Origin of the sequence: Halodesulfurarchaeum formicicum (genome assembly GCF_001886955.1) — an archaeon.
Lineage (GTDB): Archaea > Halobacteriota > Halobacteria > Halobacteriales > Halobacteriaceae > Halodesulfurarchaeum > Halodesulfurarchaeum formicicum.
Genome location: NZ_CP016804.1, coordinates 833882 through 859696 on the forward strand (window position 1 = coordinate 833882; position 25815 = coordinate 859696).

Annotated in this window: 30 protein-coding genes and 3 pseudogenes; 14 read left to right on the forward strand and 19 right to left on the reverse strand. The window is 61.8% G+C overall.

Annotation, left to right across the window (positions count from 1 at the left end):
• Nucleotides 1–42: 42 nt before the first annotated feature.
• On the reverse strand, nt 43–474 hold the full coding sequence (gene mntA / locus HSR6_RS04375; protein ID WP_070364777.1) for a type VII toxin-antitoxin system MntA family adenylyltransferase antitoxin: 432 nt from the start codon (nt 472–474) through the stop codon (nt 43–45).
• 116 nt (nt 475–590) lie between these two features.
• Between mntA and HSR6_RS11315 the strand changes: the two are divergent.
• Nucleotides 591–960, forward strand: a pseudogene (locus HSR6_RS11315) (hypothetical protein); the annotation flags it as partial.
• A gap of 141 nt (nt 961–1101) precedes the next feature.
• Here HSR6_RS11315 and HSR6_RS04385 read toward each other — a convergent pair.
• Nucleotides 1102–2373: an RNA-guided endonuclease InsQ/TnpB family protein gene (locus HSR6_RS04385; RefSeq protein ID WP_071932915.1), complete on the reverse strand. Its 1272-nt coding sequence runs from the start codon at nt 2371–2373 to the stop codon at nt 1102–1104.
• A 214-nt stretch (nt 2374–2587) separates the two neighbouring features.
• Here HSR6_RS04385 and HSR6_RS11095 point away from each other — a divergent pair, with 214 nt between their 5' ends.
• Both HSR6_RS11095 and HSR6_RS04390 read left to right on the forward strand, forming a co-directional pair.
• Complete coding sequence (locus HSR6_RS11095) at nt 2588–2740, forward strand: hypothetical protein (RefSeq protein WP_198400437.1); 153 nt, start codon at nt 2588–2590, stop codon at nt 2738–2740.
• Nucleotides 2737–3132: a PIN domain-containing protein gene (locus HSR6_RS04390; protein ID WP_070364778.1), complete on the forward strand. Its 396-nt coding sequence runs from the start codon at nt 2737–2739 to the stop codon at nt 3130–3132. Before HSR6_RS11095 ends, HSR6_RS04390 begins: the two co-directional genes overlap by 4 nt.
• A 123-nt stretch (nt 3133–3255) precedes the next feature.
• Here HSR6_RS04390 and HSR6_RS04395 read toward each other — a convergent pair whose 3' ends face one another.
• From HSR6_RS04395 to HSR6_RS04410, 5 genes are all read right to left on the reverse strand, one after another.
• Entirely contained in the window at nt 3256–3690 is a 435-nt protein-coding gene (locus tag HSR6_RS04395; RefSeq protein ID WP_071932916.1) for a PIN domain-containing protein, read from the reverse strand.
• Nucleotides 3690–3941, reverse strand: coding sequence for an AbrB/MazE/SpoVT family DNA-binding domain-containing protein (locus HSR6_RS04400; RefSeq protein ID WP_071932917.1), 252 nt, complete (start codon nt 3939–3941; stop codon nt 3690–3692). Before HSR6_RS04400 ends, HSR6_RS04395 begins: the two co-directional genes overlap by 1 nt.
• A gap of 31 nt (nt 3942–3972) precedes the next feature.
• Complete coding sequence (locus HSR6_RS10865; RefSeq protein ID WP_148661799.1) at nt 3973–4149, reverse strand: PIN domain-containing protein; 177 nt, start codon at nt 4147–4149, stop codon at nt 3973–3975.
• A 122-nt stretch (nt 4150–4271) separates the two neighbouring features.
• Nucleotides 4272–4712, reverse strand: a complete 441-nt coding sequence (locus tag HSR6_RS04405) for a hypothetical protein (protein ID WP_071932918.1) — start codon at nt 4710–4712, stop codon at nt 4272–4274.
• 3 nt (nt 4713–4715) lie between these two features.
• Nucleotides 4716–5258 (reverse strand): DUF7342 family protein, encoded by a 543-nt coding sequence (locus tag HSR6_RS04410; protein ID WP_071932919.1) that lies wholly within the window; start codon nt 5256–5258, stop codon nt 4716–4718.
• Between the two features lie 133 nt (nt 5259–5391).
• Between HSR6_RS04410 and HSR6_RS11405 the strand changes: the two are divergent.
• The 3 genes and pseudogenes from HSR6_RS11405 to HSR6_RS04420 all read left to right on the forward strand — a co-directional run.
• Nucleotides 5392–5664, forward strand: a pseudogene (locus HSR6_RS11405) (hypothetical protein); the annotation flags it as partial.
• Between the two features lie 87 nt (nt 5665–5751).
• The gene (gene aglM / locus HSR6_RS04415; protein WP_071932920.1) at nt 5752–7050 is read left to right on the forward strand and encodes a UDP-glucose 6-dehydrogenase AglM; all 1299 of its coding nucleotides are present in this window, start codon (nt 5752–5754) and stop codon (nt 7048–7050) included.
• Nucleotides 7051–7125: 75 nt separating this feature from the next.
• Entirely contained in the window at nt 7126–8919 is a 1794-nt protein-coding gene (locus tag HSR6_RS04420) for an ABC transporter ATP-binding protein (protein ID WP_071932921.1), read from the forward strand.
• A 21-nt stretch (nt 8920–8940) separates the two neighbouring features.
• Here the strand turns inward: HSR6_RS04420 and HSR6_RS04425 are convergent, their stop codons facing one another.
• The 5 genes from HSR6_RS04425 to HSR6_RS11100 form a co-directional block, all read right to left on the reverse strand.
• A complete protein-coding gene (locus tag HSR6_RS04425) occupies nt 8941–9321 on the reverse strand; it encodes a type II toxin-antitoxin system VapC family toxin (RefSeq protein ID WP_071932922.1) in 381 nt (126 codons plus the stop codon).
• A complete protein-coding gene (locus HSR6_RS04430) occupies nt 9318–9569 on the reverse strand; it encodes an AbrB/MazE/SpoVT family DNA-binding domain-containing protein (RefSeq protein ID WP_070364788.1) in 252 nt (83 codons plus the stop codon). Before HSR6_RS04430 ends, HSR6_RS04425 begins: the two co-directional genes overlap by 4 nt.
• Before the next feature lie 95 nt (nt 9570–9664).
• A complete protein-coding gene (gene glmS, locus HSR6_RS04435; RefSeq protein WP_071932923.1) occupies nt 9665–11464 on the reverse strand; it encodes a glutamine--fructose-6-phosphate transaminase (isomerizing) in 1800 nt (599 codons plus the stop codon).
• Nucleotides 11464–12615 (reverse strand): sugar phosphate nucleotidyltransferase, encoded by a 1152-nt coding sequence (locus HSR6_RS04440; RefSeq protein WP_071932924.1) that lies wholly within the window; start codon nt 12613–12615, stop codon nt 11464–11466. Before HSR6_RS04440 ends, glmS begins: the two co-directional genes overlap by 1 nt.
• 70 nt (nt 12616–12685) lie before the next feature.
• Nucleotides 12686–12832: a hypothetical protein gene (locus HSR6_RS11100; RefSeq protein ID WP_198400438.1), complete on the reverse strand. Its 147-nt coding sequence runs from the start codon at nt 12830–12832 to the stop codon at nt 12686–12688.
• 79 nt (nt 12833–12911) lie between these two features.
• Between HSR6_RS11100 and HSR6_RS04445 the strand changes: the two genes are divergently transcribed.
• On the forward strand, nt 12912–13751 hold the full coding sequence (locus HSR6_RS04445; protein WP_071932925.1) for a TrmB family transcriptional regulator: 840 nt from the start codon (nt 12912–12914) through the stop codon (nt 13749–13751).
• Between the two features lie 65 nt (nt 13752–13816).
• Nucleotides 13817–14071, forward strand: coding sequence for an antitoxin VapB family protein (locus HSR6_RS04450; RefSeq protein WP_071932926.1), 255 nt, complete (start codon nt 13817–13819; stop codon nt 14069–14071).
• 54 nt (nt 14072–14125) lie between these two features.
• On the opposite strand, the gene HSR6_RS04455 is transcribed toward HSR6_RS04450, so the two are convergent.
• From HSR6_RS04455 to HSR6_RS11410, 4 genes and pseudogenes are all read right to left on the reverse strand, one after another.
• A complete protein-coding gene (locus HSR6_RS04455) occupies nt 14126–15121 on the reverse strand; it encodes an NAD-dependent epimerase/dehydratase family protein (RefSeq protein WP_071932927.1) in 996 nt (331 codons plus the stop codon).
• Complete coding sequence (locus tag HSR6_RS04460) at nt 15118–16059, reverse strand: NAD-dependent epimerase/dehydratase family protein (RefSeq protein ID WP_071932928.1); 942 nt, start codon at nt 16057–16059, stop codon at nt 15118–15120. The genes HSR6_RS04455 and HSR6_RS04460 overlap by 4 nt, the downstream gene beginning before the upstream one ends.
• A gap of 1 nt (nt 16060) precedes the next feature.
• Nucleotides 16061–17230 carry an NAD-dependent epimerase/dehydratase family protein gene (locus tag HSR6_RS04465; RefSeq protein ID WP_071932929.1) on the reverse strand — a complete coding sequence of 390 codons (1170 nt, stop codon included), beginning with the start codon at nt 17228–17230 and terminating at the stop codon, nt 16061–16063.
• A 21-nt stretch (nt 17231–17251) separates the two neighbouring features.
• Nucleotides 17252–17441 (reverse strand): annotated as a pseudogene (locus HSR6_RS11410) (hypothetical protein); the annotation flags it as partial.
• Between the two features lie 50 nt (nt 17442–17491).
• On the opposite strand from HSR6_RS11410, the gene glmU reads away from it, so the two are divergent.
• Complete coding sequence (gene glmU, locus HSR6_RS04470; RefSeq protein WP_071932930.1) at nt 17492–18679, forward strand: bifunctional sugar-1-phosphate nucleotidylyltransferase/acetyltransferase; 1188 nt, start codon at nt 17492–17494, stop codon at nt 18677–18679.
• 43 nt (nt 18680–18722) lie between these two features.
• Nucleotides 18723–19658, forward strand: coding sequence for an S-layer glycoprotein N-glycosyltransferase AglJ (gene aglJ / locus HSR6_RS04475; RefSeq protein ID WP_071932931.1), 936 nt, complete (start codon nt 18723–18725; stop codon nt 19656–19658).
• Here the strand turns inward: aglJ and HSR6_RS04480 are convergent.
• Genes HSR6_RS04480 through HSR6_RS04490 form a run of 3 tightly spaced genes read right to left on the reverse strand, consistent with a single transcriptional unit; the run spans nt 19647 to nt 21414 of the window.
• Entirely contained in the window at nt 19647–20306 is a 660-nt protein-coding gene (locus HSR6_RS04480) for a hypothetical protein (RefSeq protein ID WP_071932932.1), read from the reverse strand. The two genes, aglJ and HSR6_RS04480, sit on opposite strands and share 12 nt — an antisense overlap.
• A gap of 49 nt (nt 20307–20355) precedes the next feature.
• Nucleotides 20356–20658, reverse strand: a complete 303-nt coding sequence (locus tag HSR6_RS04485) for a DUF5779 family protein (protein ID WP_071932933.1) — start codon at nt 20656–20658, stop codon at nt 20356–20358.
• Between the two features lie 42 nt (nt 20659–20700).
• Nucleotides 20701–21414, reverse strand: coding sequence for a metal-dependent hydrolase (locus HSR6_RS04490; RefSeq protein WP_071932934.1), 714 nt, complete (start codon nt 21412–21414; stop codon nt 20701–20703).
• A gap of 107 nt (nt 21415–21521) precedes the next feature.
• Here HSR6_RS04490 and HSR6_RS04495 point away from each other — a divergent pair, with 107 nt between their 5' ends.
• The 4 genes from HSR6_RS04495 (at nt 21522) to HSR6_RS10970 (ending at nt 25796) form a co-directional block, all read left to right on the forward strand.
• Nucleotides 21522–22253 carry a fumarylacetoacetate hydrolase family protein gene (locus HSR6_RS04495; RefSeq protein ID WP_071932935.1) on the forward strand — a complete coding sequence of 244 codons (732 nt, stop codon included), beginning with the start codon at nt 21522–21524 and terminating at the stop codon, nt 22251–22253.
• A 332-nt stretch (nt 22254–22585) separates the two neighbouring features.
• A complete protein-coding gene (locus HSR6_RS04500; protein WP_071932936.1) occupies nt 22586–23557 on the forward strand; it encodes a hypothetical protein in 972 nt (323 codons plus the stop codon).
• A complete protein-coding gene (locus tag HSR6_RS04505; RefSeq protein WP_071932937.1) occupies nt 23554–24477 on the forward strand; it encodes a signal peptidase I in 924 nt (307 codons plus the stop codon). Before HSR6_RS04500 ends, HSR6_RS04505 begins: the two co-directional genes overlap by 4 nt.
• Nucleotides 24474–25796, forward strand: a complete 1323-nt coding sequence (locus tag HSR6_RS10970) for an ICP22 family protein (protein ID WP_158514134.1) — start codon at nt 24474–24476, stop codon at nt 25794–25796. The genes HSR6_RS04505 and HSR6_RS10970 overlap by 4 nt, the downstream gene beginning before the upstream one ends.
• Nucleotides 25797–25815 lie beyond the last annotated feature (19 nt).

Here is a 25815-nt window from a genome sequence, read left to right on the forward strand (position 1 = left end):
CACGGCTCCGGCGTGTACGTGTGCCGTATGCTCGTCAGTCATTCAACCCCCTTCTCGGAGTCGCCGTGCCGCGCCTGTCACGCGTTCGCGAGCACGCTTTAGCGACGGTTCTCGTGCCAGTTCGGCTTCCAGCTCGTCGCGACGCGATTCGGAACCGACGACGACCGTCCCTTCGCCGAACGCGATACTGGCGAACTCCGGCGACATGGAGTGGACGTCGACGACGTCCACGTCGCCGGAGATGGCCTCGGCGACGGCGACGTGCGTCCTGAGGTATGTGTCACTGTACCCGTCGTCACCCGGTCGAACGTCCCGAAATTCGACGGCTACGTCGAGGTCGCTTTCGCCCGTCGCCGTTCCACGGGCTGTCGATCCGAACACCAGCGCGAACGAAACCGGATGATCTGCGAGGACGTCTCGAAGGTCCTCAAGTACGGCCTCCCGAGACTGTTCGCTCCCGGTTTCGTCGTTCATGATGAAAAGTTATCGGCGTTTGTGTAATAGTGTTTCTGCCGGAGTGCTGGGTGTCAGTGCTGTCGGTGTAATCTCGGGCAAATGGTGTACCTGATCTGCCCGACCGCTGTTTCGTTGAACCCAAAGACCCACCCTCGGAGCACGTCATGACGGGCTTCGACACATTCACGCCGGCCAACTTCTTCGCCTCTCATCTCGTCCAGCCCTCCGACCGCGGCGAATAGGGATGAGTGACGCTATTGACTTACTCCTCGAATCCGGGCGCACCATCGACGCGATTAGCGTGGCTGAACGTAGTGAGGCCACGTTACAAGCGAGCGGGGCGGAACCGACCCGCGATTCGCATGGACGGCTGGCGATCCCGCGAACGCAGTGAGGCCTTGAGGGGACGAAGTCCCTCGGTATATCGACGTCGGCTACCCTGAGGACAGAGACGAAGCCGAACAGCGACTGCAAGCCGAACAGAAAGAAGCAACAGTGGAGTGACTGGAACCTTCGAAATCGTCGCTTGCCATCGTACGTCAACCGCCTCGGGGTCAAGTGGTTCGAGACGCTGAAGGCGTCTCGTCATCACGGAAGATCTTCGATCTTCCGAACGACCCCGAGGCTTGTCAGTGGACTCCCGTTCTAACCGAGTAATTCGGCAGGTGTGTAGTCACCATTCACGTTCAACGTCCCTGACTTGAGGGCCAGTTGACTGGTGGCCCATCCACCGCGAGACTTCTGCCCGCGATGGATATACCCGCAGTATCGGTTGGCGATGTTCTTCGCCGCGTTGTAATCCGCGTTCACCTCATACCCACATGATTGGCACTCGAACGCCTTGTCCTCACGATTGTCCACGTGGGTAAACCCACAGTGCGAACACCGCTGACTCGTGTACGCGGGATTCACCGTGTCCACGAACAGCGCCGTGGATTCAACCTTGTACTCCACGAGTTCCACGAACTTCGCGTAAGCCCACTGCTGGAACTTCGACCCATTAGCGATTTTCTCACGGATATGGTCAAGGTTCTCAAAAATGATGCCATCTACATCCGCGTCTTGGGCTTCCGCGATGAGGTCGTTGGCGCGGTTGTGCAACCAGTCCAGCGACCAATCCGAAAAGCGGCTACCGATGGACTGGATGGTGAGGTGCGCGGAACGAGTGCCAGCCTGTTGCAGTTTGGCGCGGCGTTGTTCGTATTGGTTGCGCTTGTGGGTGAGGTAGTCCGCACTCCCGATGAACTCGCCCGTTGAGGTGACGGCGAACGTGCCAGTCACGTTCAGGTCAACACCGAGAACCACTCCGTTCTCGGCACCATCATCATCGTGACCAGCTTCTTGGCGTCCGCTTGCGTCAACCGTGTAGTCGGGGTTCTTCAGCGTGACGTGCAGGTAGAACGTGTCGTCCTGATCGTCGTACTGGAGCGTGGCGCTGGAGGCATCCCACGCTTCACTCTCGTAGTACCTTCCGAACGGGGTATCTTCGCGTTCGTCCTCAGGTGGGAGGACGTATTCAGCGGTGACTCTGCCGTTTGGCGTGGAGAGCGTGGCGTGGTCATCGTTGAACGAAGCGGAGCGTTTGTCGTAGACGACGCTCCACGAGTCGAAATCGGGTTGACTGGTCTTCTCGCCGTCCTTGAGTTTCTCAACGCCTGCATCGACGGCTTCGATTGCGCGGCGGATGCCTTTCTGGACGAGGTTGGCGGTGAGGTTGGTTTCTTCGCGCAATTCGTCGTATAGGGCGTTTTCAGCTTTGTTCTTACTGGTGACACAGTAGTCATCGTAGCGCCACGCCCACTCACTCGTTCGGTTGGCGCAGTGCAGAAATTGGGTTTTGGTTTGTTGGAGGTCGCCACGACGCTCTTCGGGCACATCGAGTTTGATGGGCACGGTGCGCCGTGGGGCGTCGTCCATCTGTGGTTCACATTAACGCCTGTTGCTTAATAAAAATTTACGTGTAGGGAGAGTCGGCCCTGTTATCGAGCGTGGTGAGTTTCATCGAGTGTCGGCTTCCTCCCCGACCTCAAGGATCGGGGCATCCGCCTCGTACCGCCTGTGAACCGTGTTGAGGGGGCGTCTCTCATCGGCGTCCCCCAGGCTTATTGTCGATAACGGCCAAATACCATCTATGAGTCTTACAGCGGATGATTTCCGCAGTGTGGGGGGCGGAGACCCGTCCGACGACGATTCGATACCACTCGGTGATGCACTTGCCGAGCTGGCGATGGACGTCGAAACAGATGCCGTCGAGGCCGTCCGCGAATCCCGCGAGGACGTATGAGACCGTTTCTCGACACGAATATTCTCGTCGCAGCCGTTACCGACGACACCGACCGTTCGTCGGTTGCAGTAACTGTTCTCAATCGTGCGGATGAGCCATATACCTCAATACTCTGTTTGATGGAGCTTCGCAGTGTACTCTCGAAAAAGAAGGGGTTCGAGCGAGACCGCGTCGACAGGATCGAGGCACGGATCGCGTCACGCACGACCGTCACGTTCCCGGATGCGTCGGACATCATCGCGGCGAATGACCTGCAGTCGGAAACACTCCTGTACCCGATGGACGCACTCGTTCTCGCTGCTGCAGACGCGTCTGAAACCGAACTCGTTTCGTTCGATACCGAGTTGGTCGAGCATGGCGCTCTGACTCCGAGTGTGTATCTGGCCGAGTAACGCGAACTGGTTCGTCGGTCGTGAATTGGCCGAAAAGCGACTGCAGGAGGCACGTCAGGAAGCGACGGAGTACCCTGCCACCGTGGTACCCGTAGTCCGACGTGAATCCAGCCAACGCAGGAATTAGTTCGGTTCGTAGGGGTCCGTCGCCCTATCGAGTCGATACACACCATCGGCCGCATCGAAATCGTCGTCGAAGGCGTAGAGGTAGCCCAATCCCTCGGTCTGCATGTAGGCGACGATGTTGGCGTCGACGAAGGAGAGTGGCTCGTGTCGACGGAACAGTGCCTTTCCGGTGGCGAGGGCGTCCGTGGCGAGCGAATCGACGTGGAATCGAGCGTTCTCCTCGAGCCGGTCCAGCAGATCGACGGCCGACTCGTGCCCGGCGTGCGTGAGGAGGCCGTTGAGCGTTTCCGCGAGCACGTAATCCAGCACCACCGCCTCCGGTAACGAGCCGTCGTCGATGCCCTGGAGTATCGGCAATGCCACCTCGTGGGCATCATCACGGCGGTAGGCCGCCGCGAAGAGAACCGTCGTGTCGAGGAGTGCTCGAGGCATCACTCGACGTGGACGCCCCAGTCGTCGTGCTCGCTGGTCACGTCCGTCGACGCCGTTCCGTCGTAGCCCTCGAAGCCGGCGAACGTTCCGGCCCGTTGCTGGACGACCTGGACGCGTACCGTCCCGTCCGCTTCGAGCCGCCAGCGAAGGTGATCTCCGTCGTCGATGTCGAGTTCTTGGCGAATCCGTGCGGGGATGTTCGCCTGGTTCCCCGACACTTTACTCTCGGCGTCGACCCTGTCGCTGCTCATGTCGGTCTGTAGGTTGCGGGCCCTGAAAAGGCTAGTGTTCCATCACACTAGCTACGAACAGAAGAGATCCCCCGAGTACGACGACGGGTAATGAGGTGAGTTGGATCGTGTCGTCGTCGCGTTCGACGAGGTCGTCGACGACATCCGTCCCTGGTTCCTGGGCATATCGTTTCGCGAGTGCAGAGGTATCGAAAAAGTAGTGCGCCATCACTCGATCCGCTCGTCACGATCGCGATCGACCGGTTCTGAAAGTGAAATCTGTCACAGTCCGCTTGCGAAGCGTCGACAGCGACTCGTGCACGTCCTGCGCCCTCGCCGTTACCGACCGCTTCACTGATGTTTCGGTAGAACGCGTTCGAAGAGATCCGAGACGATGTCCCACAGGATCAGCGAGGGTGTCTCGTGTTCGAACGAGAAAGCGCGTCGATTCGTTTCGTCATCGATCGTGTACTGGAAATGCGCTCGGCCGAGATCCGGGTGATCTTCGTCCTGGTGCCAGCCAGCGTGAATGCCCGTGTTCGGGTCGGTGTAATCGACACGGAACCAATCGTGTGGGTCCTGTCGATACCACCTGATAGTCAGTTCCGGTGATTCGGGGCCGGTGGCAGGCGGAAGCCGATCAGGGTCGAACACGGCCCGCAATTGTCTGGCCTCGATGGGATCCGGTTCGTACTCGACGAGCGTGATCTGCGGAACGCGGTCCAGTACGTCCCGTTTCAGTTGGGCGTACAGATTCGCATTCGGATCGCCGCCGGGATGTGGGACCGACATTCGTTACCCGCTTGCCTCGGCGGGGTCCGTCGTAGGAGCGAGGAAGTCCCATTCACGAATAACGAACCCGACGATGTGGATGCGCCGATCGAGATGCGCCCACTCCCGAGCGATTTCACGACGCCGATCCTCCTCGTCGACGTCGAGTGTGTCGTCTGTAAGCGTTCCGCGGAGCTGGTTCGGCGACTCGACGTCGAATTCGTCTTCCCACTCACGGATCTGTGCCTTCATATCCGCGAGTCGGTCTGTTAGTTCCTCGACGGTGTGACCGCTGTCCCGGAGACGCATTGCCTCTTGCATCGCCTGACGGCGATAGTCGGGATAATACGTCGTGTGCGTCCCGGATTCGTCACGTCGGACGATCCCGTCGTCGACGAGTCGTTCGAGGACACGCTTGGTCGGCTCGTGGGACCATCCCGCTTCGTCGGCGATCCAGTTGACCGTTCGCGGCTCTGAAAGCTGCAGTGCGACCATCCGAACGCGATCTTCTCCCGTCGTTTGGCGTGTTAGATATCCTCGATCTGTATGCGGTTCGTCCTCATCCATACCTACTAATCCCTGCTCTGCATCCATATAGGTTGGGGCGATTCGTTCTATATTGAAACGCTGGGCGTTCTCAATCGTGACACGAGTGGGGGAGCAACACGGTGGTACCATCGCTGACTACATGGCGCGCCGACACGTGGACAAACTGATTCAGCCCTCCGACCGCGGCGAATACGAACTGAGTGACGCCATCGACCTGCTCATCTAATCCGGACACACCATCGACGCGATTAGCGTGGCAACGTAGCGACCACGGTACAAGCGAGCGGGGAGGAACCGACCCGCGATTCGCATGGACGGCTGGCGATCCCGCGAGTGTAGTGAGGGACCTCGAGGGGACGAAGTCCCTCGGCGTATCGACGTGGGGTATCCTGAGGACCGCGATACAGTCGAAAAGCGATTGCAGGAAAATCGTCAGAAAGAGAGCGCAGACGACAGACAGCCGACCGGTCTTCCAGAACGCCTTAACCCCTTCCCGCCAAACCCGCGTGCAATGAAACTCAGTATCGTCGGTTCGGGTTACGTGGGAACCACGATTGCGGGCTGTTTCGCCGATCTGGGCCACGAGGTCGTCAACGTGGACATCGACGAGGAAATCGTCGAGACGATCAACGCCGGCGAGTCCCCGATCCACGAACCCGGCCTCGAGGAACTAATCGCAACCCACGCCGGGGAGACACTCAGTGCCACGACCGATTACGAGGCTATCCACGAAACTGATGTCACGTTCCTCGCACTCCCCACCCCCTCCAACGAGGACGGCAGCATCGACACGGGTTACATCGAGGCCGCCGCTCAGTCGGTGGGCGAGGTCCTCGCCGAGAAAGAAACCCCACACCTCGTCGTCGTGAAGAGTACTGTCATCCCCGGAACGACCGAGGAGTTGGTCGCCAACGCCATCGAATCCACCGCCGGAAAGCGTGCCGGCGAGGACTTCCATGTCGCGATGAACCCCGAATTCCTCCGTGAGGGCTCTGCGGTCACTGACTTCCTCGAACCGCACAAGATCGTCTTGGGCACCCAGGACGCGTCGGCTCGCGAAACACTCGAAGCCGTGTACGACCCGCTCCGCGAGCAAGCCCCAGGCGATCCACCGGTCTTCGCCACGGGAATTCGCGAGGCCGAGATGATCAAGTACGCGAACAACGCCTTCCTCGCGAGCAAGATCAGTCTCATCAACGACATCGGGAACATCTGCAAGGAGTTCGACGTGGACGCCTACGAGGTGGCCGAGGCGATCGGCCTGGACGATCGCATCAGCGAGCAGTTCCTCCGCAGCGGGGTCGGCTGGGGCGGCAGTTGCTTCCCGAAAGACGTGGATGCCATCATCGCCGCCGCGACACAGGCCGGCTACGAGCCACCGATGCTCGAAGCCGCCCGGGAGGTCAATGACCACCAGCCGACACGCATGCTCGAACTGCTGGACGGACACGTCGACAGCACAGACAAACGAGTCGCCGTGCTCGGCCTGGCGTTCAAACCCGGGACGGACGACACGCGGAACTCCCGAGCGATCCCGATCATCCAGGGCCTGCTGGACCGCGATGCAACCGTGGTCGCTTACGACCCCGTCGCGACCGCGAACATGCAGACTCACTTCCCCGATATCGAGTACGCCGATTCAGCCGCCAGGGCCCTCGAAGATGCCTCCGCGGCGCTGGTCGTTACCGACTGGGACGAGTTCGCCGCCCTCGACACGGAGTTCGAGTCGATGGCCGAGCCAGTTGTCATCGACGGTCGCCGAATCATCGAGCGTCGCGAGGGTATCGTGTACGAAGGCCTCACCTGGTAGGCGTCGGCGGAATCCCTCGATCCCGACAGCATTCACCACCCTTATGCCCGTCCGCTTGAAACTCCCGCCAATTCGATGACTGCTGCAGATGAGCTCTCGTGGGTGGAAAAGATCGCGGCCCTCCGTCGGGTGGCCGCCTATCGCCCAAAATTCACGTTCGGTCTCGTTCTCTTTGGCGGCCTGGCTGCAGTCCTCGAGGGCGTCGGCCTGGGGTTTATCTATCCCATCCTGGAAGTCGCCCAGACCGAGGGCCCAGTTGAGGGTGGCGGCCCGGTACTCGAAACCTTCCTCGCCTTCTATGACTTCATCGGCCTGCCGTTCACGCTGGGCTATCTGATCGTCGGCGTCGCACTCGTGATGATCGTCCGGTACACCTTCTCTTTCCTGGTGGCCTGGTTGCGAGCGATCCTCGCGAAACACTACGAGAAGTCACTTCGCACGCGTGCCTTCGAGGGTGCACTCGGGGCCCGAATCAGCTACTTCGACGAGGAGGGTTCGGATGACGTCCTCAACGCTATCATCACCGAGACCCGCTATTCCGGCCGGGTCATCCGTGATGGGGTCCGGACGATGGAGTACGTCTTCCTGGTCGCCGTCTACATGGGGGTCATGCTCTACATCACGCCGACGATGACTGGCCTGGCGATCGTCCTCCTGGGCGGGATTACCGTCCTTTTGCGCTTCGTCATCGAACCGGCTGTCACAGTGGGCAATCGGGTCGCCCAGGCCAACGAAGAAGTCCAGGAGGCCGTCCAGGCCGGCACCCAGGGCGTGCGGGATGTCAAACTCTTCGGCCTCTCCGAGGAGGTCTTTTCCTCCTTTCGCGAGTCGATCGAGCAGTACGCCGATTCGAGTGTCGATCTTACCCGGAACAAAGCTGCGATCCAGAACTACTACCAGCTCGCCGCCGCGCTGACGATTTTCGTCCTCATCTACGTCGGGTTTACTTACTCCGGGCTCTCCCTTGGCGAACTCGGGATCTTCCTCATCGCGATGTTCCAGCTCGCCCCGCGAGTGAGCACGCTCAATAGCTTCTTCTACAATCTGGAGGGCAATATCTCCCATCTCGTCCGCACCCAGGAGTTCCTCGACCGGCTCAACGAAAACGAGGAGCCGGACGGGGACAAACCAGTCGAGTCCGTCGACGAAATCGAGTTCGAGGACGTTCACTTCGCCTACGAGGCAGACGAACCAGTCCTGCAGGGCATCTCCTTCGAGGTTGAGCGCGGCGAGTTCGTGGCCTTCGTGGGCCAGTCCGGTGCTGGCAAGTCCACCATCGTCTCGCTTTTGGCCCGGATGTACGACCCCGACGCGGGCGAGATTCGTGCTGACGGCACCCCGATCGAGGAGTACGACATCGATCAGTGGCGCGAACGCATCGCCGTGGTGCGCCAGCAGCCATACATCTTCAACGACACCCTCGAAGCCAACGTCACGATCGGCAATCGGGACGCGACTCGCGAGGAAGTAAAAGAAGTCTGTGAGATCGCCAAGGTGGACGAATTCCTGAACGAACTCCCGCGGGGGTATGACTCCCAACTGGGTGACGACGGCGTTCGGCTCTCCGGCGGCCAGCGCCAACGGGTCGCCCTCGCCAGGGCCCTCCTGAAAGACGCGGATTTCCTCGTGCTCGATGAGGCCACCAGCGACCTTGATTCCAATCTCGAACGACAGGTCCAGCGCTCGATCGAGTCGATGGACCGGGATTACGGGATGATCGCGATCGCCCACCGCCTTTCGACGGTGCAAAACGCCGATCGGATTCACACTGTCGACGCCGGCGAGATTATCGAGTCCGGCACCCACCGGGAGTTACTCGATGCGGATGGGGAGTACGCAGAACTGTACGCGATTCAGTCAAAAGAGTAACCCACACTGGCGACTGGAAACTCAGTCCTCTGCTCCGGATTCGATCGCGATCCGCCGGTCAGTGACCGCTTCGATCTGTTTGTCCGAGGAGACGATCGGATCGGAATCGGCATAGGCGACGTGATAGGCGTCGAAGGCAGTGAGCCCATGCTGGTCCATGTAATCGGCCGCCCGGAAGAGCACCGATTCGTCTTCTTCGACGTGAGCGATATCCAGAGCGTAGCTGAGAGCTGCCAGTCGATCGAACTCGAATCGGTCCGAGATGACGAGTAGTTCGAGGAGCGTACTGCGGGACGTGTATATTTCGCCCTCGTATTCACGGGCGATCTCCGCGGCCCGCGATTGGAGCCAGTCGTCGTCTTTGACCAGTGCGATGAAAAAGTCTGTGTCCGCATAAATCATGTCGTGTCCTCGGAGAGGGCCGCTTCACGAGCGGCCTGCCGGGCCTCGGCTTTGATTTCTGCGATCGTCTTCCCCTCGAACGCGTCCCCGACCGCGTCCTGAAGCCCCTCGATCGGGTCGGATCGGAGGGGAATGAGTTCCACGCGATCGTCGAGTTCGACGATGCGGTAGCGGTCGCCGTGTTTCTCCCGTACCTCACGGGGGATGACGATCCGCCCACGATCGTCCGTCTTTGCTGTTCCACTCATTAGGACATCCTACGCGTGGGCGACGCAATAATCTTGTCCCCGATACTGAAATCACTCCCACAAAACTTGCGTTACCTGGGAATCCGACTTAACTTTCACTGCACAGTAACGCTTTTCGCCAGGTTCCGTGGCTTGTCGATCGCCCGGCCCTTCGACCGGGCGACGTGATACGCGAACAACTGCATGTAGACGTTTGCCACGACGGGCTCTAACAACCCGGCCTCGGGCACCGAGAAGGAGTGATCGAGCACACTTCCATCGCCTTTGGCCTCGCCGAATCCAACTGTCGCCGCCCCACGGGTGTCCACTTCGGCCACGTTGTGCAGCGTCGCTTCTGGATTAGACCCTTGGGTCAACACCGATAGCACCAACACGTCGTCAGTCACCAGCGCGAGCGGCCCGTGTTTCAACTCGCCGGCCGCGAATCCCTCCGCGTGATCGTAGGAGATTTCCTTCAGCTTCAATGCACCCTCCAGTGCAACTGGATACCCTAGCCGTCGCCCGAGGAAGAAGAAAGCCTCGCGGTCGGCGTACTCCTGGGCGATCGCCTCGATCTCTGCCTCCCGATCGAGTACCTGCTGGATCGCGCCGGGCAACCCCCGGAGCGAGTCGAGCACCGCGCTCGCCTCGTCTCGACTCAACGCTCCCCGAGTCCGCCCGAGTGCGACTGCCAGCATCGTCGCCGTCGCCACTTGCGAGACGAAGGTCTTCGTCGCTGCCACGCCGATCTCCGGGCCGGCGTGGATGTAGACGGTCTCGTCGGCCTCGCGAGTGACCGTGCTCCCGACCGTGTTCGTCACGGCGAGCGTGCGGGCACCGCTGGCTTTGGCACTGCGCAGGGCTTCGAGCGTGTCTGCAGTCTCCCCGCTCTGTGTGATCGCCACGACCAGCGTCTGCCAGGGGTCTCGACCCCCGCCGACGTCGTATTCGCTCGCGACGTGCGTGGTCACGCGGACGTCCGCCAGCTCCTCCAGTAACTGTTCGGCGTACAAGCCGGCGTGATAGGAGGTCCCTGCTGCGACGATCTGGATCTCTTCCAGGGATTGCAGGTACTCCTCGGGCAGTCCCAGATCGAGATCCACGTCTCCGGAAAGCGCGTCAACCCGGCCGGTCAGCGCCTGGCGCAGCGCCCGGGGCTGCTCGTGGATCTCCTTGAGCATGAAGTGCTCGTAGCCGCCCTTCTCCGCGGCCTCGGCCTCCCACTCGACGGCCGTCCGTTCCCGCTCGATTCGCTCGCCGTCGTGATAGATCTCCACCCCATCCGGCTCGATTCGGGCCACGTCCCCGTCTTCGAGGAAGGTCACGTCCCGAGAGTGCTCGACGAAGGCCGGCACGTCACTCGCCAGGAAGGTCTCGCCGTCCCCGTGACCGATCACGAGTGGACTGTCCTGGCGAGCGGCCACGATCTCGTTTCGTCCTTCGACGAGGACCGCGATGGCGAAACTTCCTGCAAGCCGATCGACGACCGCCGACACGGCGTCGAGCAAGTCCTCGCCATCCCAGTGTTCCTCGATCAGGTGCGGGACGACCTCCGTGTCCGTGTCGCTCGTGAAGGTGTGTTCCGCTCCCAGTTCGGCCCGCAACTCGGCGTGGTTCTCGATGATGCCGTTGTGGACGACTGCGATTTCCCCCGTACAGTCCGTGTGGGGGTGGGCGTTCTCGTCCGTAGGCGGTCCGTGAGTCGACCACCGTGTGTGACCGATCCCGCTTCGCGCCGTGGAACTATCCGGAAGCGTCAATTCGCCGATCTTCCCCTCGGCTTTGTAGATCTCCAGTTCGGCGTTCCCCAGGGCGACACCCGCAGAATCATACCCTCGGTACTCCAGGTTTGCCAGTGTCGAGGAAACGATCGGGAGCGCGTCGCTATCGCCGACGTAGCCGGTAATGCCACACATTATTGGACCGTTCCGTTCGGTTCGATGCGGCCGTCGATCTGTGCGCCGTGTGCCACTGTCGCTCCGTTCCCGACGAAACTCCCGGGATGGACCGTCACCGCACCCCCAATGACCGCGTTGTCCCCGATCACGCCCCCAAGGGTCACGTCCCGATGCACTGAATCCTGCAGGATCACGTCTGCTTTCCCGCCCACGATGGTCGCGTTCGGTCCGATCGTGACGTTCTCCGCGACGATGGCGTCCCGGACGACTGCGCCAGCCTCGACTGTCACGTCGGCCATCAGAATCGAATTCGAGACCGTGGCGTTCGGCCCGATCGTGACGTTGTCACCGATCGCTGTCCCGTTCAACACGGTGGCGTTCGGGTAGACCTGGGCGTTCGAGCCCACTGCGACGGCAGCAGAGAGGGCAGCCGTCTGATCGACCGATGCCCGATCCGGGACCGGTTCACCTTCCAGTAACGCTGCATTGACCGTGAGCAGATCCCAGGGGCGAGTTACGTCGAACCACTGCTGGCGGTCGGGAACAGCCTGAATCGGCCGGGCATCCAGGTGGGTCGAAAGCACGTCGGTCAGTGCGAGTTCACCGTGTGTCGAAGTTGCCCGGATGGCCTCGAAGATCTCAGGCCCGAAAGCGTACACCCCGGCATTGATCAGATCCGAGTCTATCTCGTGGGGCTCTGGCTTCTCGATGATGTCGATGACTCGATCGCCGTCCAACTCGACCACGCCATAGAGCGAGCGCTCTTCGGCCCGTGTGACAGCCATGACCGTCTCGCCGGTCGCCTCGCGACGCTCGATGACGTCAGTGAGGACCTGGCTGTCGGTGACCCGATCACCGTTCAGCACCAGGAAGTCCTCCGCAACGTGGGGCTCGGCCTGCAGGACGGCGTCACCAGTACCGAGCTGTTTTGCCTGCTTTACGTAGGTGACATCGACACCCCAGTCGTCGCCGTCGCCGATCGCCTGCTGGATGCGATCGGACTTGTAGCCGACCACGAGGAGGATCTCCTCGATGCCGGCCGCGGCGACGGCCTCGATGACCCGTGCCAGGATCGGTTCGTTCGCGACTGGAAGCATCGGTTTCGGGCGGACGTTCGTCAGGGGGGAGAGCCGCTGGCCCTCGCCAGCGGCCAGGATGACTGCCTTCATGGCTGGTGGATTCGCATATTGGGAATCGCTCGGGTTACGTATTCAAACCGCCTCGAAACACAAGTACTCATCAGTCATCGGCCGTTTCAGCTTCGGCTCGCTGTTCGCTGAGTGTCTCCCAGATCTCCGTGCACCCGGCTCCGCTCTCGACGTCCGCCAGATGGGCCCGATCGGGGTCTTCCCCGTCGGGATCCGGCTCCGACAACTGGTTACTCATTTTCTTAGTCACTCATCGTGAGCCCGCGGCAAAAAGGTACCGACCCCTTTTTGCCTGCGCCCCGCCATCCACGGGACGAATGGACGAACCGGATCCCGAGTGGCTGCTCGAACAGCTCGATCTCGGTGAGTACGAGGTCCGAGCCCTCACGGAGTTGCTCACTATCGGCCGGACGACCGCTCCCACACTCTCTGAGGCCACGGGTATTCCCAAGGCTCGCATCTACGACGTCCTCTCCGAACTGAGTGATCGTGGCTTTCTCAAAGTCATCCCGGGCCGGCCGAAGGAGTACCAGCCAAAGCCTCCCGCGGAGATCCTCGATCGGGCCATCGAGAACCGTCGTCAGACCTTCGAATCCGAGCGTCAGTCGATCCAGTCGATGCGCGAGGAGTTCCTTGAAACCTTCCGGAGCCGCTTCGAGGCGGCCAGCCAGGACATCACGCCAACGGAGGAACTCTTCTGGGTGGTCGACGTGGGCGAGGTTTCCGAGCGGGAGACCCGACAGCTCTACGCCACGGCCGATGAGCGGATTCGAGTCTTCACGAAGAGTTTCGAGTATCTCCCTGCTGTCGAGGAGGCGCTGTCTGCCGCCGCGGATCGTGGGGTTGACGTGCGAGTCCTTTTCGTCCACGAGCAGCATCTCGAACCCGACAACCAGGCCGTCCAGGCTGCGCGAATGGACACACTCGATGCTATCGCGGGTGTCGAGTATCGAATCAGCGAGTCGAAACTCCCCGTCAGAGGCACGCTGGCCGATCCGAGTATGGAGTACGAGTCCGGCAAGGCCCTGTTCCTGGTCGAGGAGGAGGACATCCCGCTGGCGCTTCGACAGGCAGCAGTCACCGAGAACGCATCCTTCGTGGCCGGGATGAACCGGCTGTTCGAACTGACCTGGGAGTACGAATCCCTGGAGGGCTGATCGGTTTGGGTTTCGGATTTTGTCTGGACGCAATCACTAACTATTTACAGATACTACTCTGGCATGTGTCGAGGAAGACGGTTTCCCTCACCGAAGACGCCTACAAGCGCTTGAAGGCCAAAAAACGGGAGAACGAGAGCTTCAGTGACGTCGTGAACCGGCTGATAGCCGGTGTCAAACTGCAGGATTCTCACGGGGTGCTTGCCGAGGACACCGCCGAAGCGATCTCTGAAGCAGTCGATTCACGGCGAAGCGAGCACGCGACACAACACAAGGACCGACAGGGACGATTAATGGACCAAAGCGGAGACACTTCGTAATTTTCGATACGAAATTTTTCTGGTCGGGTTGCAGAATTCCCAACCGACGCGAATTCAATTCACCAGTTGTGCGGTCCGCTTCTCCAACAAGCGCCGGACGCTCGCTTCGATGGTCAACTCGGGCTCCCAGCCAAGTTCCCGCTTTGCTTTCGACGTATCGATCCCAAATTCGCTCACCATGGACTCGCTCTCGCGTGGGTTCTCGACCAGTGTGACCTCGGTCTCGATCCCCCTCTCGGCGGCGATCTCCTGGACGGTCTTCGCCACGGACATCACACTAGGGTCCTCGTCGCTCGCGATCTCGTAGGCGGTGGCTCCGGTCTCGCCGGCCTCGCGTTGCTCTAGGAGTTTCTCGGCGCTCTTGACGTAGGCACGGGCCACGTCATTGACGTGAACGTAGTTGCGGGCCTGGGTTCCCGGCTCGTAGACTGTGAGCGGATCCTCGGTAAACACGCGATCAACGAAGAAGTTGATCACCGTCCCCTTCGAGACCACCTGATCGCCGATCTCGTGCTCCCCGTAGAGGTTCGACTTCATGAACAGGTGGGCCGGAAACGCCCCCTCGGCGTAGGTCTCGACGGCCTGCTCGCCCAGGACCTTGCTCCGGCCGTACCAGTTCATCGGGTCCCGTTCGTGGTCCGTCGTGATGGGGAACTCATCTGGATTGCCCAGCGTGGTGGCCATGCTCAACGGGAAGACCATCCCCGCACCGGTCTTTCGGCAGAACCAGGCGACGTTGTTCGTCCCCTGGACGTTGACCTCGTAGGTCAAATCCGGGTTCTCGATGGCGTCGTCCACGCCGCTAATCGCCGCCAGGTGCAAGACGACGTCGGCGCCCGAGAGAGTTGCCTCCAGGGCATCTCGATCCCGGATGTCGACTGCCTCGACGACGAGGTCCCCGATCTGTTTCACGTCACCGAGGTAGAAGTTATCTAGCGCGATGAGTTCCCAGTCAGGGTGTGTTTCCTGCAGGTCTTTCACGACACGACTGCCGATGTATCCCGCTGCGCCAGTAATCGCGATCGTCGGTGGATTGTCTGTATTGCTCATGATTCGAACTGGGCTGCCAGATCTCGAATACCCGACCGAAGTGTTTCTTCCGGCTCGAAATCCGTCTCCGTAGCGAGTCGATCGAAGTTCACGTGATAGGACGGCCCCGGTTTGCGATCTTCCAGATAGGTGATCTCCAGCTCACGATCCAGCTCCGAACGGACCACCGCCGCGATCTCCTTGATCTGATAGTTCTGATCGTTCGCGCCCACGTTGTAGACGGGCTGGTCGTACTGCTCGGGATTGAGCGCCGCGTGGGCAAAGGCCCGTGCAGCGTCTCGGACGTGAATGAACGGCCGCCAGTTGGTGCCGTCGCCGTAGACAGTCAGTGGCCGGCCGGTCAGTGCCTGGAACACGAAATGGTTCACCACGAGATTGAACCGGATTCCGGGGGCGTACCCGAAGTTGGTGCTCATCCGCAGCGCAGTCGTCGACAGGTCACTCTCTGCCGCTGTCTCCCGAAGGAGTTGCTCGGACTCGTACTTGGATTCGGCGTAGGGGTTCAGCGGGTCCGGGTCGGCGTCCTCTGACAGCTCCGTCGCCGCCGCCCGGCCGTAGAGATTACACGAGGAGGCAAAGACTACGGTCTCGACGGCGTGTTTCTCGGCAGCCTGGAGGACGTTCTCGGTGCCCTCGTAGTTCACCGCGAAGGTCTCCTCGCGGCGGTCGTGCGTGCTCTCCGCGCCGGTGATTGCCGCGAGGTGGATGACTGCATCGACGCCTCGGGTCGCACTCTCGACGGTGCCATACTCCCGGACATCGCCGGCTCGGACGTCGAGGGGCTGGCCATTGCTCAGTCCCGAACCCAACAGGTTCCGCGGGCTGCCGGTCGACTGATCGTCGAGAAGCCTGACGCCAGTTACTGACTCCTGGTCCAGCAGGTATGGGACCAGTGCGCTGCCGATGTATCCCAGACCGCCGGTGACCAGGACCTCCATCTCAGTCTTCGAGGACGCCGGGGAGGAACCGGTCCTCGTGGGCCGTGATGATCTCCTCGTACTCGCTGATGGTCCCGATAGTCTCGCGCATGCCCTCCTCGAAGGTCACACGCTGTTCGTCGATCAGATCCAGGTAGCGGTCGTTCTCGATCTCCATCTCGTGGGTCTCGTCCTCGTCACGTGGGTTCTCGAAGTGCTCGACGGCGACGTCGTAGCCGAACTCCCCGGCCACGTCGGCGATGGTCTCTGCCACCTCGACGATGCTGATCGGCCGGGTCACCTGGTTGTAGACGGTGTGTCCCGACTCGCGCTCCGCGGGGTCCATGAGTGCCAGTCGCGCCAGCCCCTCGACGGCGTCTTCGAGGCTACCGAAGGGCTTTCGCTGTTCGCCCTTGCCGTAGACGGTCATCGGATAGCCCGCGACGGCCTGCGCCGCGAAGCGGTGAGCGACCACGCCGAAGTAGTAATCGAAGTCAAACCGGGTGGCCAGCCGGTCGTCGGCCTGGGTCTCGTCCGTGCCTGCACCGTAGATGATCGACGTTCGGACGTCAGAGATCGGGATGTCGAACTGCTGGTGGGCCAGCCGCATGTTCGCGGCGTCGTGGCTCTTTGTCAGATGATACCAGCTACCAGCCATCGCGGGGAACGGAACCGCATCCGCCTCGCCCTGGTTCTCCATCGTCGCGCCGCCCTCGGGGATCGGGAACTCGGGGGCACCGTAGACACCGGTCGTCGTGGTCTCGATGAAGTGGGTATCGGTGAGGTCCTGTTCCTCCAGCCCCCAGAGCAGGTTCCGCGTGGCCTGCATGTTGTTGTGCTGGGTGTAATTCGCCCGCTCGCCGTTGATCTGGGAGTAGGGCGCGGAAGGCTGGGCCGCGGCGTGAACGATGACCTCGGGTTCGTGGATTCCGAGCAGTTCGTCCGTGAACTCCTTGTCCGCCAGGTCGCCCTCGACGAAGGAGAGGTTCGTGATCCCCAGGACTTCCTCGGCGGCGTCCAGTCGCTCGGAGATCGGGGCGACGGGTGTCGCGCTGCGTGAGCCGACGTTCTCGACCCACTCGCGGCGGGCGAAATTGTCGACGAGCACGACTCGGTCGTCGGTGCGACTGGCGATCCGCAGGGCGGTCGGCCACCCGAGGTAGCCGTCGCCGCCGGTGAGCAGAATGGTCATAGTTACTCAGTTCGCGAGTTACTAGCCAATCCCCATAAGCGTACCTACTGCGAAACCGGGTGTGAGAACTGTTGGCGAGGAACTACAGCCGCCTGGCTCGACTCGTTCGACGAGCCCGTCGAAGTCCGAATTGAAACTGAGTACCGCATCGATGTCGCGGGATTCACAGAGTGAAACGATCGTTGTCCGTGAAACTGAGATCTTGGTTTTCTTTCGGACCAACTCGTTACATCTTTCCCCCGTCGCCCAGCCAATAGAGCCATGGACACCGTCATTCTCGCCGCGGGCGAGGGCACTCGAATGCGCCCGCTCACGGCGGATCGCCCGAAACCGATGCTCCCGGTAGCGGATCGGCCGCTTCTGGAGCACACGATCGAGGCGGCTCGGTCTGCGGGGGCGGACCGGATCATTCTCGTGATCGGCTACGAAGGGGCGGCTATCCGTGAGCACTTCGGCGATGTCTGGGACGGCCTGCCCATCGAGTACGTCGAACAGTCCACACAGGATGGAACCGCCGACGCCTTGCAAGTAGCGAGCCAGGAACTCGACGACGAGCCGTTCGCCGTGCTCAACGGCGATGGACTCTACGACCCGCAATCGCTTCGCGCAGTCTTCGAGGCTGGGCCCGCGGTCGGCGCGATGCGCGTTCCGAACCCGAGTCAGTACGGCGTGCTCGAACTCTCCGAAGACGAGAGTCGCGTGACCGGCGTCATCGAGAAGCCGTCGGACCCGCCCTCGGATCTGGTGAACACCGGGGCCTACGTGTTCCCGGGCGAGGCCGTCGATTGGCTCGACGTGGCCGAAAGCGAGCGCGGCGAGCGGGAACTCACCGACGTGCTAGATCGGGCCTGTGAATCGACCACGGTGGCACCCGTCGAGATGGACCGGTGGCTCGACGTGGGTCGGCCCTGGGAACTTCTCGACGCGAACGAGTGGTTGATCGGGGAGCGGTCCCGGGCCGTCGCGGGGAACGTCCACCCGGGGGCCGACCTCCAGGGACGTGTGGTAGTCGAACCCGGCGCGACTGTCCGCCACGGGGTCGTCATCGAGGGGCCGGCGATGATCCGCGAGGGGGCGACAGTCGGGCCGAACGCCTACATTCGAGGGACTACCCTGGTCGATCGGAACGCCCAGATCGGTCATGCCGTCGAAGTCAAAAACAGTGTGGTGATGGCCGGGGCGAGTATCGCACACCTCTCCTATGTCGGAGACAGCGTGATCGGGCCGGACGTCAACTTCGGGGCGGGGACCGTCGTCGCGAATCTGCGACACGATGACCAGAGCGTTCGGGTGACGGTCAAAGGCGAATCGGTGGATACGGGTCGCCGGAAATTCGGCTGTGTCTGTGGCCCGGGCGCGAAGACGGGCATCAACACGAGTCTCAACGTCGGTGTGACTCTCGACGCCGGGGCGACTACCAACCCGGGTGCGGTCGTCCGGCGAGACTGAGCGAAGGATACGCTTTTGGCGATGGCCTCGCGAGAGGGTGGTAATGGGTGAGGACGGCGAGGTCTGTGTGTTGATTCCGACTCTCGACGAGGCCGAGACGATCGGCGACGTCATCGCCGGGCTTCACGAGGCCGGGCTGGAGAACGTGCTGGTCGTCGACGGTCACTCGACGGACGACACCGTCGAGATCGCGGCGAACGCGGGTGCGCGGGTGATAACCCAGTCCGGCAGCGGCAAGGGCCAGGCGGTCAGGGAAGCGATCGAGCAGGTCGAAGCCGAGTTCGTCCTCATGCTCGACGGCGATGGCACGTACGTCCCGAGTCAGGCCGACCGCCTGCTGGAACCCCTCCGGGCGGGCGAGGCGGACCACGTCGTCGGCAACCGATTTGCCGACATGGAATCGGGCGCGATGACCCGGCTCAACAAGGTGGGCAATCGACTCTTCAACCGGGTCTTTCGAGGCGTCCACGGCGAAGATCACGGCGACATTCTCAGCGGCTACCGGGCGTTCACCCGCGACTCCTTCGAGCGCATGCATCTCTCGGCGACTGGCTTTGGCATCGAGACCGAGATGGCAGTGGAGTGTGTCAAACGTGGACTCGAGGTGTCGGTCGTTCCGATCACGTACCGCGCCCGACCCGCAGGTTCCGACCCGAACCTGAACCCGATTGCGGACGGCGGCCGAATCCTTTTGACCCTCTACAGCCTGGCGAAGACGACGAACCCGCTCTTTTACTTCGGGAGCGTCGGTGGGCTCATCTTCGGCGCGGGATTGCTCTTCGGCGGTTACGTCGGTGTGGAGTACTTCACGCAGAACGTTTCACACGAGATTATCGCCGTACTCGCGACCCTCGCCATTCTGCTCGGCGGACAGCTAATCCTCTTTGGCTTTCTCGCTGACATGCTCGCGAGCCTGCATCGGGAACGACTGCGGCGGCTGGACGAAATTGCAGACCGGCTCGAGGAGCTAGAAGAGTGATCGAAGGCCGGCCAGCCAGGCCTGGGGCAACCGTCGCCGGGCGCCAGTGAGTGCTACGTCCAGTGCTTCTGCGGCACGATAATCTACGCCTTCGCCGTGGCCAACGAAGATCCGCTCGGGCGTGAGTCCGCGTAACTGGGTGGGTGGGGAGAGTCGGAGCATAGGGTGCACGCCGAGGCGTTCCGGTCCAACGGCGAAGTAGCCGGCCGCCCCCAGGGCGTCAGCAAGTACGAGTGTCTCTCCGTCGTAGAGCGCCCCCTCTTTCCAGAACGGCAGGTCGACCGTTTGGAGCACCCGCACGTCCGAGTCGGGGAGATGAGACCCGAGCCACTCGACGGGTGCGTCGAACTCCCGATCCACGTAGGGCGGTCGAAAGACGGGGACGTCGAACCGATTTGCGAACGCCGCGGCGTCCCGTTCGTGCCGGTCGAGGAGGACGATGACACCACGGACCTCGCCAAGCGCCTCGATTCGGTCGTCGATTCCAGGTGCGTCGATGGGATCGATGATCCAGACGCCGTCACCGAAATCGACGGCGTGACTGGCCCGTTCCATTGCCTCCTCGGGATGCGGAAGCCAGCCGAATCCGCCGTCGAACTGGTCGACGATCGCCGGGTCGGTCGCTGAGCCGTCGTCTCTGATAGGCATACCCAAGGTACGAGCGGTGGGTGTTAACCGTTGTTGGCCTCGGAAATCCTCAGAGTCGCTCGGTGTCGACCTGCACGCCGGGTGGGCCCACGACCAGAAACCGCCGGAAGTGCGTGAGCGACCCGCCGTTTTCCTTCACGTCCCGGGCGAACCCGGACGCGAGTTCGTTGAGATCCCCTTCGATGGCGAGGAAGAGGACGTTGCCCCCCTCGATTTCGGCCAGCCACTCCTCGTCGGGGGTGGTGCCGTCGAGGGTCCCCAGGACGACTCGACCGCCGAAATCTCCCTCTTCGGCGGCCGAGATGTCGAGTTCTTCTTCGGCGTTGCGGAGGTCCAGGCTGAAGTCGCTCATGCGCGAACCGAACGCGCCAGCGGATAAAAACGTTCGTCCCGGTCAGATCTCGACCGTCTCGTCGCCGTCCAAAACGTCGACGGTCGCCGAACTGCCCGTTTTCTTCACGGCTCGCTCGAAATCCGCCGGGTCCTGTTCGATGGCGGGGAAGGTGTCATAGTGCATCGGGAAGGCCCGCTCGACCCCGAGCCAGTCGACCGCGATGGCGGCCTGCTCGGGGCCCATGGTGTAGTGATCGCCGATCGGGACCGCGGCCGCGTCCGGGTCCAGGTACGGTCCGATGACCTCCCGCATCTCGGTCATGAGCGCGGTGTCCCCAGCGTGATAGAAGGTCGTACACTCCGCGGCGTCCTCGGGTGTAGGCGTCGCGTCGCTGATCGCGAACCCGGCCGGCATGCCGCCGGAGCTAGCATAATCGGTCTCGATGCCGTTCGAGTGGTCGGCCCGGTGCATGGTCACGGCGGCATCACCGAGTTCGACTGTCCCTCCCAGGTTCATCCCGATGGTGTCCTGAATCCCGTATTCGTCAGCGACGTAGGCAGCCAGTTCGGGTGTCGCCACGATCGTACTCTCCGTGAACTCGGGGACGTGCGCGATGTGGTCGGCGTGTCCGTGAGTGAGAAGCACGTAATCGGGAGTGCGTACGTCGATCGGTTCGAGTGCGGTGTGGGGATTGTCGAAGAACGGGTCGATCAGCAGGTCTGTGTCGTCGACGGTCACTGCCCAGGTCGAATGGCCGTGCCAGGTGAGACGCATGGACGAATGTTCGGTCAAACATCCCATAAGTATGATGGCGCTTCGACCGGTTGGCAGCCCTTTCCGCCCTCGCAACCCTTAGGCCACGGGGGGTCGAACCCGGTGGCATGCGAACAGTTCGCTTTCGAGATCCGGCCGGAGCGACACGGACCGGCGAGTGGACGAGTACGGGTATCGAGGCTGCCGGGCAGGTCTACGATCCCGAGACTGTGGAGGTGCTCCCGCCGGCCGAACCCACGAAGATCATCGCGATCGGGTTGAACTACGCCGATCACGCCGCCGAGCGTGATTCGGAGATCCCCGATCGGCCCCTGCTCTTCCTCAAGACCCCAAACACCGTGGCGAGTCATGGTGATACCATCACACTTCCGGCCGCGAAAGAGCGAGTCGATTACGAGGCCGAGTTCGGGGTAGTGATCGGCGAGCAGGCTCGCAACGTGAGCGAAGCCGATGTCTGGGACGTTGTCGCGGGCTTTACGGCCGTCAACGACGTGTCGAATCGCGACGATCAGGACCGCGAGCAGAACTGGATCCGGGGGAAAGCCTTCGACGGCGCAGCCCCGATGGGGCCGGTTGTGGCCGACCCCCAGGATGTGCCCGCAGACGCGTCGATCGAGCTTCGGGTCAACGGCGAGGTAAAACAGTCCTCCTCTCGCGCCGAGTTCATCTTCTCCGTGCCCGAACTCGTGGCTGAGATCACGTCCTACATGACCCTCGAACCGGGTGATGTCATCAGCACCGGGACGCCGGCAGGTGTCGGCCCGCTCTCAGATGGAGACCACGTCGAAATCGAGATCGAGGGCGTGGGAACCCTCGAACACGACGTCGTCCAGGGTTGAATCAGGCGAAAAACCTGTCCTAGTGAACCGTTAGGCCCGGAACGTTCGCCCCGTTTTCGAGTGTCAATTTCGCCCTCTCGAAATCGCTGCTGATCTGGTTACCAGACTCCTAACCGTGCAAACCTCGGGACAGCCCCGAATCCTGTCTCAAGTTATCGGGCCGTTTAGCGGCTGGTATCGGAATAAAGGGAACCATAGCAATGGCCGTTCCCTGGGATCTCAGACCAAGGACATGTTCCATCTTGGCACGACGATCAGCGGTGGGGGCCACGGGAGCCACGGCAACCAGTCGGGACCACCGGTGCGGGCCTGGGCACTGACGGGGGGTGAGTATGACAGAGCCTGACGGGCTTCGGGTCTCCCGCCGGACGTTCCTGCTGGCCGCAGCAACCTCTGGCGCAGTCGTCTCTGGTGGCGGGCGGACCCTGGCTCAGTACTCCGATAGCGAGCAACTGGGGGTGACGCTGGGGACTGGTGAACTCGACCTCGATGTCTCCTGGGAGGGCGAAGGAAGCGAGACTCACCTGGGGGTCGTCAGCGACCCCGGCGATGGCGGCGAGCGACGGATCGTCATCGACCTCTCCGAGGACTCCAATCCCGCGTGGCTGTGGTTCCGGACGGGATGTCCCCGGTGTCTCCCCGTCGAGGAACAGATACAGGTCGAGTTCACGCTCCGAAGCGAAGACGGAACACTTCTCGAAGCGTTCCCACCAGGAACCCTTCGTGAGGCGCGCGAGCGATACGGCCCCGGACATCGATTCGAGCAGGTGCTCAACTCCGGCGAGACCTGGATACTCACGATCGCCTGGGAGCTCGAGGAGCCGGTCGCGGGCGAACACGGGATCGAGTTCGGATTCGACTTCCATGCCGTGCAACACCGCCACTTCCAGAATCCGGACGCAAGCGCGCCGAATTGGGAGTGTGAGAGCTGTTCGGACGACTCCGGGGGGGACACGGAGCGAAAAGACATTAGCTGGGTCGCCTTTGCCGGCGAAACGAATGCGACGGTCGAGGACCTTTCTGTGGAAATCGATGGCCCGACACTCGAGTACGATCTCGACGATTCGGCTGCTGCCGTCAAGTCGATCGCACTCAAGTACGGACAGACGCTGGAGGTGTTCGCTGACGTTCCGGATACGGGACCGCTCACCGTTGGCGAGGGCGATGAGACCTTCCAGCAACAGGGGAACGGGTTCGAGGGGACCGACCACACCAACAGCGAGCCCTTCCCGAATTTCTGCTGGACAGCCAAGCTCGAAGCGGGTTCCGACAGTTTCGAATCCATCTCGGGGTGTGACCAATGAGCGAGTCAGAGACGGAATCCGCGGACGGGACGGAGCCGGGACGGCTCACCCGGCTGGGTGCATTCCTCCGTGCCAAACTCGTTCCGTCGACGCCCCGCGAAGCAGTTCACCTGCTCGCGTTGGCAGTCCTATTGGCCATCGTCATCCCCTTTGTCATCTTCGCCATTCCACAGGTCGTCGGGGCCGAGCAGAGTTACGTGGTGCTGAGTGGCAGCATGGAGCCGGCCATCAGCCCGGGAGATGTCGTCATCGTGAACGCGGTGCCGGCCTCGGCCGTCGAAGTGGGTGATGTAATCACCTACGGGGGGAGTCAGACGAGTCCCCCGACGACCCACCGCGTGATCGACATTCAGCAACAGGACGGGGAGCTGGTCTTCGAGACGAAAGGTGACAACAACGAGAACGCCGATATCGCGCTGACGGCGGCCTCGTCGCTCCGGGGGAAAGTGATGGAACTCCCGGTCGGGATCCCCGGAAACAAGCACAACCTGTTCGTGATGCCGTTCATCGGTTTCGTCGCGCAGTTTGCCCAGACCCAGTTAGGATTCCTGCTCTTCGTGGGAATTCCACTTTCCCTACTGGCGATCTCGGAGTTCTGGCGATTCATTTCGCTGAGTCGTGCGGAGGCTGAAGAGCGGGAAACGGAACCGGCCGCCGATCCGGAGGAGCAGCCGACCTACAGCGTTCCACAGACCTGGATCTTCGTCGCCGTGGCTGTCCTGGCTGGGGCGGGCGGGTTTGGCGCACACTACGCGTATCAGACCCAGAACCCGCTGATCGCAACGGTCGCAGTGGGCGCGCTGGTGGCTGGAATACTACTAGCTGCGATGCTCGTCGTGCAGGCCGAACCGGCGAACCAGGAGCGTGACGCCGGCGAGCCTGCGACCCAACCCCAGCCTGATGGGGAGGTGAAACAATGACCCGCACTGCCTGGACCTCGATCGTCGGCACGGTGATCGTCGTGATCGCGCTCGTCGGTGCGCCGTTCGCCGCGAGTACGGCTCTGGATGACCAATCGGGCCAAACGGTCGCCCTGTTCAGCGACGACGATAGCGTGAACGCGACCTTGACAGTCCAACAGAGCGAAATCGACGGCACGGTGGAGACCTGGACCGAACGCCGTGGCGATGGGTTTACCCTGTTCGTGAAACTGCCACCGGGATTCGATAACCCGGAGACGTTAGAGATCGGCCATCGGACGGACGGGACCTGGAAACTCCTGGAGACGACCGTGGTCGAGTCCGGGAACGAGTCTGACCGTCCAGTGTTGCGGGCGACGGTCTCCGGGTTCAGTCCGTTCGGGGTCTTCGACTCGAATGTTACCACGGAAAATGCCTCGGCGATGAACGAGTCCGCGCTCCTGACCGTCGACGTTCAGGGTCCGGAGGAGAGTGGGGGTGACGAGGAGCCGACCCAAGATGGTGAATCGAACGCCACCAACAGCAACGAAACGGATTCACCGGCGGTCTCGAACGGAACCGTCCAGAACGAGACTGCGGACAACGAAACTGAGCCGCGTTCACAGGGCGACGCAGGTGGATCCGATGAGGGGCAACAGGAGTCCGATGGCGAGGCTGAAAACGAAACCTCGCCAACTGACGACAGAAACGAGACGAACACGACGCCCTCGACGAACGTCACAGACGACGAGTTCGCAAATGAATCGACTGACGACGGGAACGTGACGACTGAGATGCCCGATCAGGAGAACGAAACCGTCGAGGACTCGAACGTGAGCGGTAGCGACACCAACGAAACTGTCGAGAACGAGACCACAACTGAATCCGACGTTGTCGAAAACGACACCGATGTGGTGGAGAACGAGACCACCACAGAAAGTACGGAGTCCGAGCAGGAGTCGGACGAGAATGACACGACGACTGCGGACAGCGAGGATGAAGAGCAGGACCTGTCACAGACAGATGACGATGAAGACGAGACTGACGATGATGGTGATGGTGAGGAAAGCGGCGATGCCGACGCTGATGATGAGGAAGACGAAGAAGAGGACGACTCCGACGACGAAGAAGACGAAGAAGAGGACGACTCCGACGACGAAGAAGACGAAGAAGAGGACGACTCCGACGACGAAGAAGACGAAGAAGAGGACGACTCCGACGACGAAGAAGACGAAGAAGAGGACGACTCCGACGACGAAGAAGACGAAGAAGAGGACGACTCCGACGACGAAGAAGAGGACGAAGAGGGCGATTCCGACGACGAAGAAGACGAAAACTGAGTCGGCCCAGCAACCGCCG

Coding starts and splice junctions, on each gene's coding strand:
- mntA (WP_070364777.1), bottom strand. CDS start 474: ATGAACGACGAAACCGGGAGCGAACAGTCTCGGGAGGCCGTACTTGAG.
- HSR6_RS04385 (WP_071932915.1), bottom strand. CDS start 2,373: ATGGACGACGCCCCACGGCGCACCGTGCCCATCAAACTCGATGTGCCC.
- HSR6_RS11095 (WP_198400437.1), top strand. CDS start 2,588: ATGAGTCTTACAGCGGATGATTTCCGCAGTGTGGGGGGCGGAGACCCG.
- HSR6_RS04390 (WP_070364778.1), top strand. CDS start 2,737: ATGAGACCGTTTCTCGACACGAATATTCTCGTCGCAGCCGTTACCGAC.
- HSR6_RS04395 (WP_071932916.1), bottom strand. CDS start 3,690: ATGCCTCGAGCACTCCTCGACACGACGGTTCTCTTCGCGGCGGCCTAC.
- HSR6_RS04400 (WP_071932917.1), bottom strand. CDS start 3,941: ATGAGCAGCGACAGGGTCGACGCCGAGAGTAAAGTGTCGGGGAACCAG.
- HSR6_RS10865 (WP_148661799.1), bottom strand. CDS start 4,149: ATGGCGCACTACTTTTTCGATACCTCTGCACTCGCGAAACGATATGCC.
- HSR6_RS04405 (WP_071932918.1), bottom strand. CDS start 4,712: ATGTCGGTCCCACATCCCGGCGGCGATCCGAATGCGAATCTGTACGCC.
- HSR6_RS04410 (WP_071932919.1), bottom strand. CDS start 5,258: ATGGATGAGGACGAACCGCATACAGATCGAGGATATCTAACACGCCAA.
- aglM (WP_071932920.1), top strand. CDS start 5,752: ATGAAACTCAGTATCGTCGGTTCGGGTTACGTGGGAACCACGATTGCG.
- HSR6_RS04420 (WP_071932921.1), top strand. CDS start 7,126: ATGACTGCTGCAGATGAGCTCTCGTGGGTGGAAAAGATCGCGGCCCTC.
- HSR6_RS04425 (WP_071932922.1), bottom strand. CDS start 9,321: ATGATTTATGCGGACACAGACTTTTTCATCGCACTGGTCAAAGACGAC.
- HSR6_RS04430 (WP_070364788.1), bottom strand. CDS start 9,569: ATGAGTGGAACAGCAAAGACGGACGATCGTGGGCGGATCGTCATCCCC.
- glmS (WP_071932923.1), bottom strand. CDS start 11,464: ATGTGTGGCATTACCGGCTACGTCGGCGATAGCGACGCGCTCCCGATC.
- HSR6_RS04440 (WP_071932924.1), bottom strand. CDS start 12,615: ATGAAGGCAGTCATCCTGGCCGCTGGCGAGGGCCAGCGGCTCTCCCCC.
- HSR6_RS11100 (WP_198400438.1), bottom strand. CDS start 12,832: ATGAGTAACCAGTTGTCGGAGCCGGATCCCGACGGGGAAGACCCCGAT.
- HSR6_RS04445 (WP_071932925.1), top strand. CDS start 12,912: ATGGACGAACCGGATCCCGAGTGGCTGCTCGAACAGCTCGATCTCGGT.
- HSR6_RS04455 (WP_071932927.1), bottom strand. CDS start 15,121: ATGAGCAATACAGACAATCCACCGACGATCGCGATTACTGGCGCAGCG.
- HSR6_RS04460 (WP_071932928.1), bottom strand. CDS start 16,059: ATGGAGGTCCTGGTCACCGGCGGTCTGGGATACATCGGCAGCGCACTG.
- HSR6_RS04465 (WP_071932929.1), bottom strand. CDS start 17,230: ATGACCATTCTGCTCACCGGCGGCGACGGCTACCTCGGGTGGCCGACC.
- glmU (WP_071932930.1), top strand. CDS start 17,492: ATGGACACCGTCATTCTCGCCGCGGGCGAGGGCACTCGAATGCGCCCG.
- aglJ (WP_071932931.1), top strand. CDS start 18,723: ATGGGTGAGGACGGCGAGGTCTGTGTGTTGATTCCGACTCTCGACGAG.
- HSR6_RS04480 (WP_071932932.1), bottom strand. CDS start 20,306: ATGCCTATCAGAGACGACGGCTCAGCGACCGACCCGGCGATCGTCGAC.
- HSR6_RS04485 (WP_071932933.1), bottom strand. CDS start 20,658: ATGAGCGACTTCAGCCTGGACCTCCGCAACGCCGAAGAAGAACTCGAC.
- HSR6_RS04490 (WP_071932934.1), bottom strand. CDS start 21,414: ATGCGTCTCACCTGGCACGGCCATTCGACCTGGGCAGTGACCGTCGAC.
- HSR6_RS04495 (WP_071932935.1), top strand. CDS start 21,522: ATGCGAACAGTTCGCTTTCGAGATCCGGCCGGAGCGACACGGACCGGC.
- HSR6_RS04500 (WP_071932936.1), top strand. CDS start 22,586: ATGACAGAGCCTGACGGGCTTCGGGTCTCCCGCCGGACGTTCCTGCTG.
- HSR6_RS04505 (WP_071932937.1), top strand. CDS start 23,554: ATGAGCGAGTCAGAGACGGAATCCGCGGACGGGACGGAGCCGGGACGG.
- HSR6_RS10970 (WP_158514134.1), top strand. CDS start 24,474: ATGACCCGCACTGCCTGGACCTCGATCGTCGGCACGGTGATCGTCGTG.